Origin of the sequence: Amycolatopsis sp. SB7-3, from assembly GCF_041021335.1 — a bacterium.
Lineage (GTDB): Bacteria > Actinomycetota > Actinomycetes > Mycobacteriales > Pseudonocardiaceae > Amycolatopsis > Amycolatopsis japonica.
Genome location: NZ_JBFPJQ010000005.1, coordinates 475791 through 492012 on the forward strand (window position 1 = coordinate 475791; position 16222 = coordinate 492012).

General features: G+C 69.1%; 18 protein-coding genes. 11 read left to right on the forward strand and 7 right to left on the reverse strand.

Annotated elements, in window-relative coordinates; translation table 11 throughout:
- Positions 1-14: 14 nt before the first annotated feature.
- On the reverse strand, positions 15-653 hold the full coding sequence (locus AB8M46_RS32420; protein WP_394362690.1) for a fibronectin type III domain-containing protein: 639 nt from the start codon (positions 651-653) through the stop codon (positions 15-17).
- Positions 654-913: 260 nt separating this feature from the next.
- Here AB8M46_RS32420 and AB8M46_RS32425 point away from each other — a divergent pair, with 260 nt between their 5' ends.
- Genes AB8M46_RS32425 through AB8M46_RS32440 form a run of 4 tightly spaced genes read left to right on the forward strand, consistent with a single transcriptional unit; the run spans position 914 to position 3347 of the window.
- Entirely contained in the window at positions 914-1465 is a 552-nt protein-coding gene (locus AB8M46_RS32425) for a sigma-70 family RNA polymerase sigma factor (RefSeq protein WP_161791131.1), read from the forward strand.
- Positions 1462-2172: an anti-sigma factor family protein gene (locus AB8M46_RS32430; RefSeq protein ID WP_394362691.1), complete on the forward strand. Its 711-nt coding sequence runs from the start codon at positions 1462-1464 to the stop codon at positions 2170-2172. The genes AB8M46_RS32425 and AB8M46_RS32430 overlap by 4 nt, the downstream gene beginning before the upstream one ends.
- Positions 2169-2633: an SRPBCC family protein gene (locus AB8M46_RS32435; RefSeq protein WP_037345581.1), complete on the forward strand. Its 465-nt coding sequence runs from the start codon at positions 2169-2171 to the stop codon at positions 2631-2633. Before AB8M46_RS32430 ends, AB8M46_RS32435 begins: the two co-directional genes overlap by 4 nt.
- A 9-nt stretch (positions 2634-2642) precedes the next feature.
- Positions 2643-3347, forward strand: coding sequence for a carbon-nitrogen hydrolase family protein (locus AB8M46_RS32440; RefSeq protein ID WP_394362692.1), 705 nt, complete (start codon positions 2643-2645; stop codon positions 3345-3347).
- On the opposite strand, the gene AB8M46_RS32445 is transcribed toward AB8M46_RS32440, so the two are convergent.
- Positions 3326-4735, reverse strand: a complete 1410-nt coding sequence (locus AB8M46_RS32445) for an MFS transporter (protein ID WP_394362693.1) — start codon at positions 4733-4735, stop codon at positions 3326-3328. The two genes, AB8M46_RS32440 and AB8M46_RS32445, sit on opposite strands and share 22 nt — an antisense overlap.
- Before the next feature lie 95 nt (positions 4736-4830).
- On the opposite strand from AB8M46_RS32445, the gene AB8M46_RS32450 reads away from it, so the two are divergent.
- Positions 4831-5232, forward strand: a complete 402-nt coding sequence (locus tag AB8M46_RS32450; RefSeq protein ID WP_016335422.1) for a helix-turn-helix domain-containing protein — start codon at positions 4831-4833, stop codon at positions 5230-5232.
- On the opposite strand, the gene AB8M46_RS32455 is transcribed toward AB8M46_RS32450, so the two are convergent.
- Together AB8M46_RS32455 and AB8M46_RS32460 are read right to left on the reverse strand one after the other, a co-directional pair.
- A complete protein-coding gene (locus AB8M46_RS32455) occupies positions 5222-5803 on the reverse strand; it encodes a DUF6000 family protein (protein WP_125734884.1) in 582 nt (193 codons plus the stop codon). The genes AB8M46_RS32450 and AB8M46_RS32455 overlap by 11 nt on opposite strands.
- Positions 5804-5885: 82 nt before the next feature.
- Entirely contained in the window at positions 5886-7205 is a 1320-nt protein-coding gene (locus tag AB8M46_RS32460) for a cation:dicarboxylate symporter family transporter (RefSeq protein ID WP_394362721.1), read from the reverse strand.
- Between the two features lie 204 nt (positions 7206-7409).
- Between AB8M46_RS32460 and AB8M46_RS32465 the strand changes: the two genes are divergently transcribed.
- From AB8M46_RS32465 to AB8M46_RS32485, 5 genes are all read left to right on the forward strand, one after another.
- Positions 7410-9014 carry an ATP-binding protein gene (locus AB8M46_RS32465; protein ID WP_394362722.1) on the forward strand — a complete coding sequence of 535 codons (1605 nt, stop codon included), beginning with the start codon at positions 7410-7412 and terminating at the stop codon, positions 9012-9014.
- Entirely contained in the window at positions 9011-9679 is a 669-nt protein-coding gene (locus AB8M46_RS32470; RefSeq protein WP_394362694.1) for a response regulator, read from the forward strand. The genes AB8M46_RS32465 and AB8M46_RS32470 overlap by 4 nt, the downstream gene beginning before the upstream one ends.
- A 36-nt stretch (positions 9680-9715) precedes the next feature.
- A complete protein-coding gene (locus tag AB8M46_RS32475; RefSeq protein WP_037345593.1) occupies positions 9716-10081 on the forward strand; it encodes a MerR family transcriptional regulator in 366 nt (121 codons plus the stop codon).
- Between the two features lie 18 nt (positions 10082-10099).
- The gene (locus AB8M46_RS32480; RefSeq protein WP_394362695.1) at positions 10100-11047 is read left to right on the forward strand and encodes an alcohol dehydrogenase catalytic domain-containing protein; all 948 of its coding nucleotides are present in this window, start codon (positions 10100-10102) and stop codon (positions 11045-11047) included.
- A gap of 153 nt (positions 11048-11200) precedes the next feature.
- The gene (locus tag AB8M46_RS32485; RefSeq protein ID WP_016335415.1) at positions 11201-11749 is read left to right on the forward strand and encodes a snapalysin family zinc-dependent metalloprotease; all 549 of its coding nucleotides are present in this window, start codon (positions 11201-11203) and stop codon (positions 11747-11749) included.
- A gap of 66 nt (positions 11750-11815) precedes the next feature.
- Here the strand turns inward: AB8M46_RS32485 and AB8M46_RS32490 are convergent, their stop codons facing one another.
- Positions 11816-13069, reverse strand: coding sequence for a choice-of-anchor Q domain-containing protein (locus AB8M46_RS32490; protein WP_394362696.1), 1254 nt, complete (start codon positions 13067-13069; stop codon positions 11816-11818).
- A gap of 67 nt (positions 13070-13136) precedes the next feature.
- Between AB8M46_RS32490 and AB8M46_RS32495 the strand changes: the two genes are divergently transcribed.
- On the forward strand, positions 13137-14210 hold the full coding sequence (locus tag AB8M46_RS32495; RefSeq protein WP_394362697.1) for a DUF5005 domain-containing protein: 1074 nt from the start codon (positions 13137-13139) through the stop codon (positions 14208-14210).
- Positions 14211-14218: 8 nt separating this feature from the next.
- Here AB8M46_RS32495 and AB8M46_RS32500 read toward each other — a convergent pair whose 3' ends face one another.
- Positions 14219-14794, reverse strand: coding sequence for a hypothetical protein (locus AB8M46_RS32500; protein WP_394362698.1), 576 nt, complete (start codon positions 14792-14794; stop codon positions 14219-14221).
- A 21-nt stretch (positions 14795-14815) separates the two neighbouring features.
- Positions 14816-16222: a beta-N-acetylhexosaminidase gene (locus AB8M46_RS32505; protein WP_394362699.1), complete on the reverse strand. Its 1407-nt coding sequence runs from the start codon at positions 16220-16222 to the stop codon at positions 14816-14818.

Here is a 16222-nt window from a genome sequence, read left to right on the forward strand (position 1 = left end):
TGGCAAGGACGGTTCTAACCGTCCTTGCCACTCACGAGGTCCAGAACGGGCGAAGCGGGGCCGTAGTAGAAGGCGCGCAGCCGATACGAGGCGCCCTCTTCGCCCGGCATGGTGGCGAGCCCGGCCGACGTCGTCCCCGGATCGGACACCTCGATCGGCACGAACCCGTCCGCACCGGGTTTCCTGATCTCCACCAGGAAGCCGTCCTCGTCGCTGGAGCGATCGGCCCAGCTGAACCGCACCATCGCCTCCGGCGCGGGCTCGGCCCGGAACGAAGCTGGGGCGGCCGATCGATCGCCGGCCCGCAGCGGCACGGCGGGGCCGGAAGCGGCGGGGGTCGCGGGTCCGGAAACCGTCACGGCGTCCGAAACGGCGCCGTAGAACGGCCGGATCCGGTAGTAGAACCGCGTTTCCGGCATCAGGTCCGGATGCCGGAAGGTCGTCTGCCGTGGCGGCACGAACTGCAGGATCGTGTATTCGCCGTGCGGATCGGTCGTGTATTCGACGATCCGCCCCGCGGCGGCCGGGTCGTCGTCGGGCCAGCTCAGGTCGACGTTCACCGGATCCGTCAGCGTCGCGGTGAAACCGGGCTCCTCGCCACATCCCGACACGAAAGCGATCGCCAGCAGAACGGCCGCGAGTTTCCTTGGCACGCCGAGACCCTCCCGGGAATCAGGCGGCGGCGGAATCCGGAGGCGCCAGCATACGAGCGCCTCCGGTGATCGACAAGACCTCGGTTGAACCACTTCCGCCGGTCATCCGTGTGGGAGGCAAGAGGAGGCGGCCATGGAGAACCGAGGAGAGGCCGGTGCCGATGCACAGTTCGATCGCGGCGCGCGCCGAACGATCCACTCTGCCCCTGCGGGTTGCAGTACTGTCCTCGCCGACCCAGAAGACCGTCGGGAGGACGCGAGTGGCGATCGGAGGCTGGCGGCCCAAAAAGGCCAAAGGCGAGGACTTGGTCAGGCACTTGTACGCCGAACACGGGCGAAGCCTGCTGGCGTACGCGACGAGGCTGACCGGGGACCGCGCGGCCGCGGAGGACGTCGTGCAGGAGACCTTGGTCCGGGCTTGGAAACATGCCGAAGACCTGGAGAACGACGCGAAGGGATCGGTGCGGGGCTGGCTGCTCACGGTCGCCCGGAACATCATCACCGACCGCGCGCGGGCCAGGGCGGCGCGGCCACCGGAAGTGGCGGAGCCGGCGGAAGGCGTGCCCACCCCGGCGGTGGAGCGGGACCACGCGCAAGGCGTCGTGGACTCGATGGCCGTGCTCGGAGCCATGGACGGCTTGTCCACGGAACATCGTGAGGTACTGGTGGAGATCTATTACCGGGGCCGGACGGTGGCCGAAGCGGCGAAATCCCTGGGCGTGGCGCCGGGTACCGTTAAGTCGAGATCTTATTACGCGTTACGGGCGCTCAGAGCCGTGATGTCCGGACCAGGGAAGGAGGTAGCGCGATGAGTGCGGTGGGACACGACCAGGGCCAGCTCGCCGCCTACGTCCTCGGCGGCCTGACTCAGGCGGAAGCGGCCACGTTCGAAACACATTTGGCGAACTGCCCGACGTGCCGTCGTGAGGTGCGCGAGCTGTCGGAGCTGCGCCACCACCTCGACGAGGTGCCGCCGGAGGCGTTCCTCGACGGACCGCCCGACGGCGGAGATCTGCTGCTGCAGCGTACGCTGCGTCAGGTTCGCGAAGAAGAGGGCACCCAGGAGCGCAAACCGCGGCGGCTCCTCGCCGTGGCCGGTGCGGCCGTGCTGGTCGTGGTGGCGCTCGGCGCGGGTGTGCTGGTCGGACGGCAGACGTCGCCCGAACCGTCGACGGTGGCCTTGCCGGTGCCGACGGCGACCGCCCCGGTGCCCGGCACCCGCGACCTCGCGGCGACCAACCGGGACACGGGTGTGCAACTGGCGGTCCGGGTGGTTCCGGCCGCGGGCTGGGTGCGGCTGCACGCCAAGGCGACAGGTGTCCGCGAAGGCGAGAAGTGCGCGCTCATCGTGGTGACGAAGAGCGGAGAGCGGGTCAACGCCGGCAGCTGGCTCGTTTCGGAGAAGGGACAGCGTGAGGGCACCGGTGTCGACGGTTCCGCGTTGGTCGCCCCCGGCGACGTGGCCTCGGTCGACGTCGTGACGCTGGACGGCCGGAACCTGGTGTCGGCGCAGGTATGACGGGTTCGCACACGGGTCGCGGAGGCGGTTGGTACCGCTTCCGCGACACGTGGGTGCTGCCCGCCTCGCCCAAGGCGGTCTTCGACGCGGTCGTCGACTTGGCCGCGTACCCGCTGTGGTGGCGCGACGTGCGTTCGGTCAGCCGGGTCGACGAGGACACCGCCGAACTCGTCTGCCGCTCCAGGCTGCCGTACGCGCTGACCGTGCGGATGCACCGAGACCGTCAGGACGAGCGTGAGGGACGGCTGCGGGTGCTGCTCAGCGGCGACCTCGAAGGGACGCTGGCCGGTGCCCTGATCGCGGTGGGAAGCGGTACGAGACTGGAGATCACGCAGGAGGTCGAGGCGCGGAAACCGTTGCTGCGCAAGCTCGATCGGGTCGCCAGGCCGGTCTTCCGGATCAACCACGCGCTCATGATGCGGCGGGGGCAACACGGTCTGCGGGGATATCTGGGGCGCTAGGCTCACGCCATGCGTGTCGCCACCGTGCAGCCGTTCACCGTCCCCGCCGACCTCGCCGCGAACATCACCGAACACGCCAGGCTCCTCCGGAGCGCGGACGCCGATCTCTGCGTGTTCCCCGAACTCTCCCTGACCGGGCTGGAATTCGAGGCGCTCGCCGCCGACCCGGGGCTCTGGCTGACTCCTGACGACCCACGCCTCGAACCGCTCCGGGAGGCTTGCCGGGCGAGCGCCGTCCACGCCGTCATCGGACTGCCCTTGGTGGAGGACGGCCGCCGGCACATCGGTTCGCTCGTCCTCGGCCCCGGCGGGGAAACCGTTGCCACCTATGCGAAACGGAACCTGCACGACAGCGAGGACGAGCTCTTCGAACGGGGCACGCGGCAGGTGATCGTCGAGGTTGGCGGCAGGCGCCTCGGCCTGGCGATCTGCCTCGACGCCGCGAACCCGGACCACGCGCGGGAACTCGCCGAGGCGGGCGCCGAGGTCTACGTTCTCAGCGCGCTCTTCAGCGAGGGCCAGGAAGACCGGTTGCTCGATCAGGTCGGCGTCGCGGCCGGATACGGGATGTGGGTGGTGCTTTCCCAGTACTCCGGCAAGACCGGCGGCATGGCCGCGTTCGGCGGCAGCGGGGTCTGGAAACCCGGAGGCGCCGCCGAGGTGCGTCTCGGCGGCGAGGTCTCCGAGTGGGCTTACGCGACGATCGCTTCCTGAACCTTCCGGGCGCGAAGGAGCACTGTCGCAGCGAAGACAGCGAGAGCGAGCAGTCCGGCGCTCAACGCGTACGCGGCTCGATAGCCGCTAGTCAGCGCTTCGGGCATCGCGGCTCCCTCGGCCAGCAGTGATCCGGTGCGCGAGGCGGCGGTGGTCGCGAGCACGGCCGTCCCGATCGCCGCGCCGATCTGCTGCGTGGTGTTGATCAGCCCCGAGGCGACCCCGGCGTCGGCGGGGGAGACGTCGGACATCGCCTGGCCCATCAGCGCCGGCATCGCCGCGCCGAACCCGACGCCCATCAGCGCGAGCGCGGGCAGGACGTCCGTCGCGTAGTCGCCGTCGGCCTGGACGGTGGCGAGGAAACCGAGCGCCAGCGCGACCAGCGAGAGCCCGCCCACGAGAACCGCCCGTGCCCCGAAGCGGTGGTTCAGCCGCTCGGCGAAGACCAGCGACATCACCGCGATCGAAAGCGGGGCGGGCAGGAACGCGAACCCGGTGCTCAACGCGTCGAGCCGCAGCACGCGCTGCAGGTAGAGCGCGGTGATGAACTGGAAGCCGAACAATCCGGCCACCATCAGGACCATCACCGTGTTCGCCCCGGACACCGCGCGGAGGCGGAAGATCCGCAGCGGCAGCAACGGCCGGCGCGCTTTCGCCTGCCGGAGCACGAACCCGGCGAGCAGGACCAGCGACACCGCGAGCAGGCCGAGTGTGCGGACGTCGGCCCAGGTGTACTCCTCGGCCTTGACGATCGTGTAGACCAGCAGCATGAGGCCGCCGGTGACCAGCCCGGCGCCGGTCACGTCCGTGCCGTCGCGCAGGCCGGGGCCTCGATCGTCCGCGAGCAGCCGCACGGCGAGCGCCAGCGCGATCGCGCCGATCGGGAGATTGACGAAGAACGTCCAGTGCCAGTCGAGCAGCTGGGTGAGCGTCCCGCCCGCGATGAGCCCGATCGACGATCCGGCGGCCTGGGTGAAGCTGTAGACGCCGATGGCCTTCGCCCGTGCCCGCGGTTCCGGGTAGAGCGTGGTGATCATGCCGAGTACGACGGCCGACGCCAGCGCGCCACCGGCGCCCTGCAGGAAGCGGAATCCGATGAGCTGCGCCTGGTCCTGCGCGATCCCGCAGAGCAGCGAGGCGAGCGTGAACAAGCCGAGCCCGGCGAGGAAGACCCGTTTCCGGCCGATCAGGTCGCCCAATCTGCCGGACAACAGGAGCAGCCCGGCGAAGGCGATCAGGTAGGCGTTGACGACCCAGGCCAACGTCGAGGGCGTGAAGCCGAGGTCGTTCTGGATCGCGGGCAACGCGACGGCGACGATCGAACCGTCGAGGACGACCATCAGCGAGACGGCGCAAAGCACGGCCAGTGCGAGGGCGCGCTGAGACACAGATAACCCCTTTTTCCCAGGTGATACCTTGGTGCATCACTTGTAACAGCGCCCATCTTGTGTGACTCTGTTCCTCGCCGGAAGGAGGCACTTTCATGTCCCAGGGGAACACCGATGTGACCGCGCAGGCCAGGGTCGTCGATCCCGAAAAACTCGAGGTGTGCACCGTGCTCGAGGTGATCAACCGGATCAGCGGCAAGTGGGCGATCGGCATCCTGCTGGAGGCCACCCGCGGCCCCGTGCGGTTCACCGAGCTGGAGCGTTCGGTGGAGGGGATCAGCAGGCGGATGCTCACCCTGACGTTGCGGAACCTCGAACGCGACGGCCTGCTCGAGCGCACCGTGTACCCGACGGTGCCGCCGAAGGTGGAGTACGAGGCCACGCCGATGGCGAAGGAGCTGTACGCGTCGCTGAGCGGCTTGCTGACCTGGGCTGAGCGTCACCGCGACTCGATCGCCGCGTCCCGTGTGGTCTACGACGAGAAGGTCAGCGCCTGACGTCCGCCGCGTGCACGGCACGCTGGACGTGCGAGCACAGCATGGCGAAGTACATCTTGTGGAACGGCAGGTCCGTGCTGTTCTTCGCGGACCAGCTCTCCCAGAGCCCGCCCGGCCGCAGGTAGCGTGACGTGTACGCGGTCGTGAGGTCGGAATCGATGTGGTGCAGGGCCGCGAGCGCCCATTCCTGGTCGTAGCGCAGATCCGGCCGCGCGAGGTAATGGTCCAAATAGGACACGAGGATCTCGGCGTCGGCGATCGTGCCGAACCGGGCGAGCGCGAAACAGTAGCCCTGCCCGGCGAAGACCAGCCCGCTTTCCAGGAACAGTTCCCGGATACGGCCGCGCCACGCGGTGCGGCGGTCGACGCCGATCAGCCAGGCCGCGGTGATCCGCGGCCGCCAGTCCGCCGCGAGCAGTTCGCCGAGTTCGTCGTCGGTGATGGTGCGCGCGTCCTCCACGAGGTCGCGCAGGAACCGCTCGCGTTCGGGGTCGGTCATCATCCCGTCGAAGTTGCCGTGCAGCAGCTTCGAATACCGCGAGAGCACGTAGCGGTCGATGGCGTCCGGCATGCCGTTCAGCTTCCCAGAAAAGAGGAAACGCGGTGCGAGGACGGGGGCCCCTCGCACCGCGGTTCCGGTCGGTCACCGGGCGCTACGCGTGCGCCCCGGCCTTCTCCCGGTCGCCGTCGGGATCCTTCGGCGTGTCGGAATGGTCGTCGATCAGGGTGGCTTCGTCGAACGGGGCCTGTCCGCTGAAGACCCGGTTGGCCTGATCCCGGTCGAACTCCTTGGTCCACGTTCCGACCAGGACGGTCGCGACGGCGTTGCCCGCGAAGTTGGTCAGCGCGCGGGCCTCGGACATGAACCGGTCGATGCCGAGGATGAACCCGACGCCGTCGACCAGTTCGGGCCGGTGCGACTGGAGACCGCCCGCGAGGGTGGCGATCCCGGCGCCGCTGACGCCCGCCGCGCCCTTCGACGCGATGATCATGAAAAGCAGCAAGGAGATCTGCTCGCCGACGCCCAGCGGCTGGTCCTGCGCGCTGGCGATGAACAGCGTCGCCATCGTCAGGTAGATGGCCGTGCCGTCGAGGTTGAACGAGTAGCCGGTGGGCACGGTGATGCCGACGACCGGTTTGGACACCCCGAGGTGCTCCATCTTCGCGATCAGGCGGGGCAGCGCCGATTCGGACGACGACGTCGACAGGATCAGCAGGAACTCACGGCCGAGATAACGCAACAGCGTGAAGATGTTGATCCGCGCGCCGAGCCACAGGACCGTGCCGAGCACGCCGAACACGAACACCAGGCAGGTGAGGTAGAAGCCGATCATGATGACGGCGAGGCTGCGCAGCGCGCCCCAGCCGGTTTCGCCGACCACCGCGGCGATCGCGCCGAACGCGCCGACCGGGGCGGCCCACATGATCATGGCGAGGATGCGGAACACGAGCCGCTGGATGTGCTCGATGCCGCGGCGGATCGGCTCGCCCTTGGTGCCCAGCTTCTGCACGGCGAAGCCGGCGAGGAGCGCGACCAGGAGCGTCTGGAGCACCTGGCCTTCGGTGAAGGCGGAACCGAAGCTGGTGGGGATGATGCCCATCAGGAAGTCGACGGTGCCTTCGCCGCCTTCGGCCTGCTTGTGCGCCTTCGCGGCGGCCGCGGGGTCGAGGTGCAGGCCCTCACCCGGGTGCAGGAGGTTGCCCACGACGAGACCGATCGCGAGCGCGAACGTCGACATCATCAGGAAGTAGCCGAGTGACAGCAACCCGACCTTGCCGACCTTCGCGGCCTTCGCCACCGATCCGATGCCGAGCACGATGGTGCAGAAGATGATGGGGGAGATCATCATCTTGATCAGGTTGACGAAGCCCGTGCCGAGCGGCTTGAGCTCCTTGGCCAGACCTGGCGCCGCGAACCCGACGATGACGCCGAGGACGACCGCCGCGATCACGGCCAGGTACAGGTAGTGCATCTTGTCGCGGCGTCGTGGCGCCGCTTCCGGCGTTGTAGGCACCTTTGCCTCCAGCTCAGGGGGTGTCCGTGGGATTGCCGGTCACTATCACCCGTGCTGGTGAGCTGGGTCACGGTTGTGTTCATTGAGTTCGCACGAGTGGTTTCCGGGGAATTCCGGCCGGGCGCGCCGCACGGCCCGGCGACGGTGTGCTGGTATGGGCGGGTGCCCTCGACGACGCGGATCCGGACCAGGCGCGGCAGTCTCGCCCGCCAGCTGCTGATTCTGCAGCTCGTGGTGCTTTTCGTGCTCGTCGCGGCCGGGGTGACCTTCGCGTACCTCGATTCGGTCAGGGCCACCGAAGACCGGGCGCGGGACAAGGTGACCGCGGTCGCCGAAGCGGTGGCGGACGCCCCCGGCGTGCTGGCCGCACTGTCCACATCGGAGCCGACCCGGACACTGCAGCCGTTCGCGCAGAGTGTCCGCGCGGACACGGACGTGGATTTCGTGACCATCATGGACAAGAACGGCATCCGCTACACGCACCCGAATCCGGCGCTGATCGGGCAGCCGTTCATCGGCAACATCGGCGAGGCGCAACGCGGCGGCAAGGTCGTCGAGACCTACGCCGGTTCGCTCGGCCCGTCCGAACGCGTCGTGGTCCCGGTGCGCGGCGCCGCCGGGCAGGTGGTCGCACTGGTGTCGGTCGGCATCACTGTCGAAGCGATCGACGCGGAACTGCGGGAACGCCTGTGGCCCTTGATCGGGGTCGCGATGGCGGTATTGGTGGTCGGCGGGATCGGCAGTTATCTCGTCAGTGCCCGGCTCCGGCGGCAGACGAGGGGGATCGCGCCGGAGGAACTGAGCAACCTGTTCGAGTACCACGAAGCCGTGCTGCATTCCGTGCGCGAGGGGCTGTTGCTCGTCGACGGAGACGGGCGAGTGGTGCTGTGCAACGACGGAGCACGGGCGCTGCTGGGCGTCGCCGAGGACGCCGTCGGCCGTGAACTGTCCGCATTGGACATTCCCGAAGACCTCGTCGAAGCGTTCACCTCGGGGGAGGAGCGCACCGACGAACTGCATCTCACCGAGGCCAGGGTGCTCGTGGTCAGCACGTCGCCGGTGCGCTCGCGCGGGAAGGCGATGGGCACCGTCGTGATCCTGCGCGACCACACGGAACTCCAGGCACTGACCGGGGAACTCACCACGGTGCGCGGACTGGCCGAGGCGCTGCGGTCGCAGGCGCACGAAGCGGCGAACCGGCTCCACACCGTCGTTTCCCTGGTTGAGATCGGGCGCCCCGAACAGGCCGTCGAGTTCGCGACCGAAGAACTCGCGCTGGCGCAGGAACTCACCGACCGCGTGGTCGGCGCGGTCGCCGAACCCGTGCTCGCGGCGCTGCTGCTGGGCAAGGCGGCGGAGGCGAGCGAACGCGGCGTCGAGTTCACGATCACGCCCGACACCGTCATGGAGGATTCGGACACCGGCGTCCCGCCTCGGGATCTGGTGACCATCCTCGGGAATCTGATCGACAACGGTATCGACGCGGCCGCGGGCAACGCCGGCCACGGCGGACGGCCCGGGGTCGAGGTGACCGTCCGCGCGGATGCCGACGGGTTGCTGCTGCGGGTCGCCGACACCGGGCCGGGCGTCGAGGACGTCGAAGAGGTGTTCCGGCGCGGGTGGTCCACCAAACCCGAGGACGGGCACGGACTCGGCTTGGCACTGGTGGGTCAGGCGGTGCGGCGGCACGGTGGGACGATCGACGTCGGCCGCGACGAGGGCGCGGTGTTCACCGTTCGTCTGCCGCCGAAGGAGCCCGCGCGATGATCAAGGTGCTGGTCGTCGAGGACGAACCGGTGGCCGCCGACGCGCATCGGGTGTACGTCGAGCGGATGCCAGGCTTCACCGTGGCCGGGGTCGTGCACTCCGGCGGCGACGCGCTGCGCTTCTGCGAACGCGAACCGGTCGACCTGGTACTGCTGGACTTCTACCTCCCGGACACGCACGGCCTCGCCGTCTGCCGGTCGCTGCGCGCGGCCGGTCTCCCGATCGACGTCATCGCCGTGACCTCGGCGCGGGATCTGGCGCTGGTGAAGGCCGCCGTGTCGGTCGGCGTGGTGCAGTACCTGCTGAAACCGTTCACTTTCGCCTCACTGCGGGAAAAACTGGAGCGCTACGCGGAGTTCCACGGCGCTTCGGGCGAAGTCACCGGACAGGCCGAGATCGACCGCGCGCTCGGCACCCTGCGCACCACCGAGCGGCAGGCGCTGCCGAAGGGGATGAGCGGGCAGACCCTGGAGGCGATCACCGAAGTCCTCGCCTCGGCCTCCGACGGCCTCTCCGCCGGAGCGGCCGCTACCGCCATCGGCGCTTCCCGCGTCACCGCGCGCCGCTACCTCGAATACCTCGCCGACAACGGCCTCGCCCAGCGCGAGCCCCGCTACGGCCAGGTCGGCCGCCCCGAGGTCTGGTACAAGCCGAAAACCGTATAACGACCTATACCGCCGCCCGCGGGCTACCTTGGGATCGTGAAGATCGGCGAACTCGCGCGGAAGACCGGGGTCAGCGTCCGCGCGCTGCGCTATTACGAGGAAGAGGGCTTGATCAGCCCGGGTCGCGAAGGCAACGGCTATCGCGACTTCTGCGAAGGCTCGGTCGAGGCGGTCCTGCAGATCCGCGGGATGCTCGACGCCGGATTGCCGGTGCGGCTGATCCGTGAGGTCCTGCCGTACCTCGACGGACCGGACGAGGTCCGGCCGAAGGTGCCGTGCGAGTACATGATCGGCGAGGTCGCGCGGCAGCGGGAGGTGCTCGACCGCCGGATCGCGCTCATGACCCGCAATCGCGACGCCCTCGACGCGTACCTGCGCGACTTGACCCTGACACAAACGTGAGGGTTTTAGCGTGCGGGCATGACTTCGATGCGCGCGCTGCGACAGGACTCCGCGAACGGTCCTGAAGATCTCCACCTCGCCCCCGACGCCCCCGTCCCGGTGCCGGGACCAGGTGAAATCCTCCTGAAGGTCACCGCGGCGGGCGTCAACTTCGCCGACGTCATGCAGACGCGGGGGACGTACGAGGACGGTCCGGAAGCCCCGTACATCGCCGGGTTCGAGGCGGCAGGCGAGGTCGTGGCCATGGGGGAAGGGGTGACCGCGCCCGCGGTCGGCGATCACGTCGTCGGGACCGGTGGCGGGGCGTTCGCCGAGTACATGGTCATGCCCGCGGCCGGCGCGGTCCCGGTGCCGTCGGGCTGGTCGGACGAGCAGGCGATCGGGCTGATCCTGAACTGGGTCACGGCGCTCGCCGCGCTCAAGCTGGGCCGGCTGGCCGCCGGTGAGACCGTGCTGGTCCAGGCGGCGGCGGGCGGGGTCGGCCAGGCCGCGGTCCGGCTGGCCAAGCACTACGGCGCCACCGTCGTCGGCACCGCGTCGCCGGGCAAACACGACGTCGTGCGGAGCTTGGGCGCCGATCGTGTCCTCGACTACGGGGCCGATCCGGGGGCGGCCGACCTGGTGCTCGAATCGGTCGGCGGGACCGCCTTCGCCGTCAGTCTCGCCGCCGCCAGGCGGGTCACCGGGCGGGTCGTGGTCTACGGCGTCGCCGGGGGAGAGGCCGCGATCACCAACCGGGACTTGAACTTCCGGCAGCAGATCCACGTGATCGGGCTGCATCTCGGCGTTCTGATCGAGCACGCGCCCGCGATTTTCGCGGAGCTGATGGACGAACTGCGCGCGCTGATCGCGGCCGGTATCTGCGTGCCGGGGACGCCGACCGCGTACGACCTCGCGGACGGGCCCAAGGCGCTGGCGGAACTGGAGGCGCGGGCGACGTCGGGAAAGCTAGTTCTACTGCCTTGAGCGGAGCATGATCGTATGCGGACATGCGCATGTCAATAGGTCGAAAGTGTTGGTAAATCACCAGCTGGCGGACGCGACGAAAGTCGGTGCCGAGTCGCGGCCGGGGCTCCTAAATTCACGAACCATTCCGTTGTCCTCACAAGGAGTGGGTCCATGGCAAGGAAGTTCTTCGTCTCGGCGTCCGTGAGCTTGGCGCTGCTGGCCGTCCCGGTCACCGCGGGCCAGGCCACGGCGGCGGTCCAGCCTGCTCAGAAGGCCGCGGCGGCGACCACGGTCTACTACGACGCCTCGGGGGCGCCCAGCTTCCGGGCCGCCATCCAGGCGGGCGTGGCGAACTGGAACAACTCGGTGTCGAACGTGAAGCTGCAGGAGAGCTCCTCGGGCGCCACCCTGCGCTACACCGAGGGCAACGACCCCTCGGGTTCGTACGCCGAGACCGACGGCCACGGCCGCGGCACCATCTTCATCGACTACACGCAGGCGCAGCAGTACAACCAGACGCGGATCGCCGCGCACGAGACCGGCCACGCGCTCGGCCTGCCGGACAACTACCAGGGCCCGTGCTCCGAACTGATGTCCGGCGGCGGCCCCGGCCCGTCCTGCACCAATGCGACGCCGAACGCCCAGGAGATCTCGCGGGTGAACTCGCTGTGGGCCAACGGGCTCGTCGCGGCGGGCGCCATCCAGCGCATCTACAACTGACGCTCGGAAGTCCGTGAAGGCCTCCTTCCCTACTCTCAAGGTAGGGAAGGAGGCCTCCACGGCGTCCTACCTCTGGAATTCGTAGGCGCCCGCGTCCACCGCCGCACCCGAGTACACGGTGTTCCCGTCGACGTCGCGGTCGTCGTACTTCGTGGTGCCGAGGTCGATCGCCGGGCTGCCCGCTTGCAGGATCAGGTTCGTGGCCGAGGTGAACCTCGGATCCGCGACCTTGTCCGTCGCGCCCGGCGTGAACTGCCGGAGCCCGCCGAAGTACACGTTGTGGTCGGTCGCGGTGAAGGTCGCGTCCGCGTAGCCGACCTTGTACGCCGCCTGGACGACGTTCTGCGTCATCGTCAGCATCTGGTTCGTGCAGCCGCCGTAGCAGACGAAACCCTCCGCCTCGGCGTTCGGGAGCCGGAGCGAGTTGTTGCGGAACACCGTGCCGAGCACCGGCCCGTTGCCGTCCTCTGCGCCGCGCGTGATGATCCCGCCACGCGTCTTGGCGCCGAAGACCGCGTTGTACTCGAAGACGTTGCCGGTCGAGACGCCGTCCGGGTCCTGCGCGTCGGTTCCGAGTTCGGTGAAGGTCTCGTTGTCCTCGGAGATGTTGTGGTGGATGACGTTCCGGGAACCGTAGAAGATCTCGACCGCGGCGCCGTCGAGGCCACCGAAGTCGTCGGCCTTCGCGATCGACCCGCTGATCCGGTTCCAGCCGATATCGGAGCCGTTGCCCTGGACCAGCACGGCGAACGCGCCGGAGTCGTCGTTGCCGCCCGGCGTCACCACGGTCATGTGGTTGTTGTCGACGAGGTCGTTCTGCGTGACCTCGGTGCCGTCCGCCGACGGTGCGATGTACACGCCCGCACCGGCACCGGTGATCAGGTTCGACAGGACCTTGTTGCGGTCGCCGGACACCTTCACCCCGGCCCACGAACAGCGTCCCGCGTCAGCGGCGACGCCGATCTGCAGGTCCTTCACCACGTTGTCGTCGCCGGGAAGGTCGACACATGCTTCCGCGTTGCCCTTGACGATCGGCCGCGCGCCGGTGCCGTACGCGCCGACCGTGACGCCCGACCCCTTGACCGTGAGACCGCCGGACCAGTTCCCGCCGCGACGCAGCAGGATGGTGTCGCCCGTCGCGAACGTCGTCGCCGAAACCTTGGCCAGGGATTTCCACGGTGTCTGCTGAGAGGTGCCGCTCGCGGTGTCACTGCCGGAGGCCTGGTCGACGTAGTAAGTCTTCGAAGCGGCTTCGGCCGTCGTGAACCCGGTGCACGCGACGGCGGCGAGCACGGCCACGGAAAGCAGTTTCCAGGACATGCGGCGGACCGTAACCACCTGCCGCACAAGGGTCGTACAAAGACCTCGGCGGCTTTAGCATGATCGGATGCGTCGGGCGTCGCAGATTCTCGTACCGGCCGTGCTGCTGTTCAGCGCCATGGTGGCGAGCAGCGGGATCGCGTCCGCGCCGCCACCGCCGGTGGTTCCCGTCGCCGGGCTGAACGAGCTCTGGAACGCGTACGGCGATCAAGGCGGACACTGGACCGGCGGGGATCGCACGGTGTCGGTCCCGCTGCCGGACGGACGCACGGCGTGGCTGTTCTCGGACACGTTCCTGGGCACGGTGAACCCCGACCACAGCCGCCCGCGGGACAGCCCGATCGCGCGCAACACCCTGGTCGTCCAGCGGCCCGACGGCTCGCTGGGGGAGACGCTGCACGGCGGCACCGCCGACGATCCGGAGGCGCTGATCGGTCTCGCGGGTTCGGACGAGCACTACTGGGTCGGCGACGGTGTGGTGCAGGGCGACGTCCTGCGGGTGCTCTACAACCGGTACAAGACGACGGGGTCCGGTGGGCTCGACTTCCGGAACACCGGGACGTCCCTGGCGACCTTCCGGCTGCCCGCGCTGACGCCGTCCGAGCTGCTCGTGATCCCGGTGAGCGACAAGGTCGCGTGGGGATCGGAGCTGCTCGAAGACGGCGGATACACCTATATCTACGGCGCCGAACAAGGCCACCTCCGGCTCGCCAGGGTGCCTGTCGGTGGCCTTCGAGGACCTTGGCAGTTCTGGACCGGCGTCGGCTGGTCGCCCCACGAGGAGGACTCCGCCAGGATGCTGCCCGGCGTCGGGACGGCGTTCTCGGTGACCCGCGTCGGCGGCGAATACGTGCTGATCACCATGGACACCAGCCCCGGTTTCAGCCCGGTGATGCTCGCCTACACCGCTGGTTCGCCGACAGGCCCGTTCAGCGCTCCGGTCGTTCTGTATCGGGCACCCGAAGCGAGCGACCGGCGGATCGTCTACGACGCGACGGCGCATCCGCAGCTGAGCCGTCCCGGGAAGCTCACGGTGTCGTACAACGTGAACTCGCTCGACCACGGGGACAACATCGCGGACGTGCGGATCTACCGGCCGCGGTTCGTGGAGGTCGATTGGCCGCCGTCCCCGCCGTGGTGAGCCGCGAGTCATTCCAGGACGCGGTCGTCCCGCGGTGCTTCGATGGTCAGGGCAGCCGATGTGCCGTCGGTGAGCTGGTTCAGCTGCGTCATGGTCCGGTCCAGCTGCTCCGCCAGCCGCGGGATGGTGCTCGACGGGAGATAGGCCTCGGCGCCGGCGTCGAGGAGACGCCGGACCGGGCCTTCGTACTTGACGCCGAGTTCGGCGTCCTCGATCTCCGTGATCACGATCCGCGCCTTCGGGTACAGCGCGCGGAAGTTGCCGATCAGTTGGGGGCTGGCGGGCGGTACCAGCAGCACGTCGACGGTCGGAGGCGCCGAGTGCAGGTCTAGGACGAGGTACCCGGGGCCGAGCCGCTCGGACAACGCGTCCCGCGCCGACGCCGACAGCTTCATGGCGGTGGCCACGACCGTGATGTCCTCGGCCTCCGCGGACGAGAAGGATTCGGGACGGGAAACGCCGGAAATCGTCCCGATCGTCTCGCCGTTCCTGGTGATGGTCACCTCCTCGCCGGTGCGGAGGGTGTCGATGAGGGCGACGAGTTCTTCAGGAAGCTGGGAGGCCTCGACCCACTGATCACTCATCACCCCATCATGGCCCGACTTCTAGCGAGGCCGCCCGGGGACTCCGGGCCGGGTCTGCCACGGGTGCGGTCCGTCGAGCGGCCGGTATTCGACGCCCAGCGCGTCCAGCCGCGGGAGGTGGTGATCCCGCAGACGTGGCAGGAACTCCGCGTAATCCCGTCCGGCCGGGTCGCTCCACGCCACCTCGGCGAACGCGCACAGGCGCGGGAAGGCGACATAGTCCACGCGCCGCACGGTGTCGAGATGCTCGGACCACACCTGCGCCTGCGCGCCGAGGATCGCCTTCCCCTCGGGGTAGTCGGCGGGCACCGGCTCGTAACCGTAGAAGCTCTCCAGTGTGCTCAGGTAGCCGACGGGGATCGGTTCGTCGGGGTGGTCGGACTGCCGGTGGTCCAGGTACACGTGGTCCTCCGGGCACATGACGACGTCGTGCCCGGCGGCCGCCGCGCGGGCACCGGCCGCCTCGCTCTGCCACGATCCGATGACCATCGGCGGCAGATCGCCCGCTTCGAGCACCTCGTCCCAGCCGAGCGGACGACGTCCTCGATCGACGAGATGCCGCGCGATCTCGCGGACGAACCGGCCGTGCTCCTCGGTCGCGCCGGGCACCTCGTCGCCGCCGAGCGCGATGACCTCGGACGGGAAGATGTCCAGCACGTGGTCGAAGACGCGTTTGAAGAAGTCCACTGTGGACTTATCGGTGTTCAGCAAGGACGTGCTGATACCCCAGCTCGTCCAGACCTCCCACGGTTCGTCGGTCTCCGGCCCGAGTTCGGGATAGGCGGCGATGGCGGCCCTGGCGTGGCCGGGGATGTCGACCTCCGGGACGACCGTCACCGAACGCGCGGCGGCGTACGCGACGATCTCGCGGAGATCGTCGGCCGAGTAGAACCCGCCGTGCGGCCGTCCGTCACGCTCCGGCCCGTCGTGCCGTCCGACCATCGACGACTTCCGCCAGCCGCCGACCTCGGTCAGCCTGGGGAACTCGGGGATCTCGATCCGCCAGCCCTGGTCGTCGGTCAGGTGCAGGTTGAGCACGTTGAGCTTGTGCGCGGCGATCAGGTCGATGAACCGCAGCACCTCGGCCTTGGTGCGGAAATGCCGTGCCACGTCCAGTAGACAACCGCGCCAGCCGAACCGCGGATGGTCGGTGACCACGCCACACGGGATCGTCGCTTGTCCATTGTGGATGGAGGCGGCCCGGAACGCGTCCGGCCCGACGAGCTGCCGCAGGGTCTGGTGGCCGTAGAACTCGCCCGCCGCGTCGGCCGCGTGCAGGGTCACTCCGGACGGGTCGATCTCCAGCCGGTAGCCCTCGGCAGGCAGCGTGGCATCGCGGCGGACGTCCACTTCGGACGGTACGGAACAGGTCCCCGGCAAGGGTTCCACCGAGACGGGACGGGGGAGCAGAGTTTCGAAGCCAGGCAT

What these genes read in the sequence shown, in the direction of transcription:
- AB8M46_RS32435 (WP_037345581.1), top strand. Translation starts at nt 2,169, where the DNA reads ATGACGGGTTCGCACACGGGTCGCGGAGGCGGTTGGTACCGCTTCCGC.
- AB8M46_RS32500 (WP_394362698.1), bottom strand. Translation starts at nt 14,794, where the DNA reads ATGAGTGATCAGTGGGTCGAGGCCTCCCAGCTTCCTGAAGAACTCGTC.
- AB8M46_RS32495 (WP_394362697.1), top strand. Translation starts at nt 13,137, where the DNA reads ATGCGTCGGGCGTCGCAGATTCTCGTACCGGCCGTGCTGCTGTTCAGC.
- AB8M46_RS32455 (WP_125734884.1), bottom strand. Translation starts at nt 5,803, where the DNA reads ATGCCGGACGCCATCGACCGCTACGTGCTCTCGCGGTATTCGAAGCTG.
- AB8M46_RS32460 (WP_394362721.1), bottom strand. Translation starts at nt 7,205, where the DNA reads ATGCACTACCTGTACCTGGCCGTGATCGCGGCGGTCGTCCTCGGCGTC.
- AB8M46_RS32485 (WP_016335415.1), top strand. Translation starts at nt 11,201, where the DNA reads ATGGCAAGGAAGTTCTTCGTCTCGGCGTCCGTGAGCTTGGCGCTGCTG.
- AB8M46_RS32440 (WP_394362692.1), top strand. Translation starts at nt 2,643, where the DNA reads ATGCGTGTCGCCACCGTGCAGCCGTTCACCGTCCCCGCCGACCTCGCC.
- AB8M46_RS32450 (WP_016335422.1), top strand. Translation starts at nt 4,831, where the DNA reads ATGTCCCAGGGGAACACCGATGTGACCGCGCAGGCCAGGGTCGTCGAT.
- AB8M46_RS32480 (WP_394362695.1), top strand. Translation starts at nt 10,100, where the DNA reads ATGACTTCGATGCGCGCGCTGCGACAGGACTCCGCGAACGGTCCTGAA.
- AB8M46_RS32490 (WP_394362696.1), bottom strand. Translation starts at nt 13,069, where the DNA reads ATGTCCTGGAAACTGCTTTCCGTGGCCGTGCTCGCCGCCGTCGCGTGC.
- AB8M46_RS32430 (WP_394362691.1), top strand. Translation starts at nt 1,462, where the DNA reads ATGAGTGCGGTGGGACACGACCAGGGCCAGCTCGCCGCCTACGTCCTC.
- AB8M46_RS32470 (WP_394362694.1), top strand. Translation starts at nt 9,011, where the DNA reads ATGATCAAGGTGCTGGTCGTCGAGGACGAACCGGTGGCCGCCGACGCG.
- AB8M46_RS32505 (WP_394362699.1), bottom strand. Translation starts at nt 16,222, where the DNA reads ATGCCTGGCTTCGAAACTCTGCTCCCCCGTCCCGTCTCGGTGGAACCC.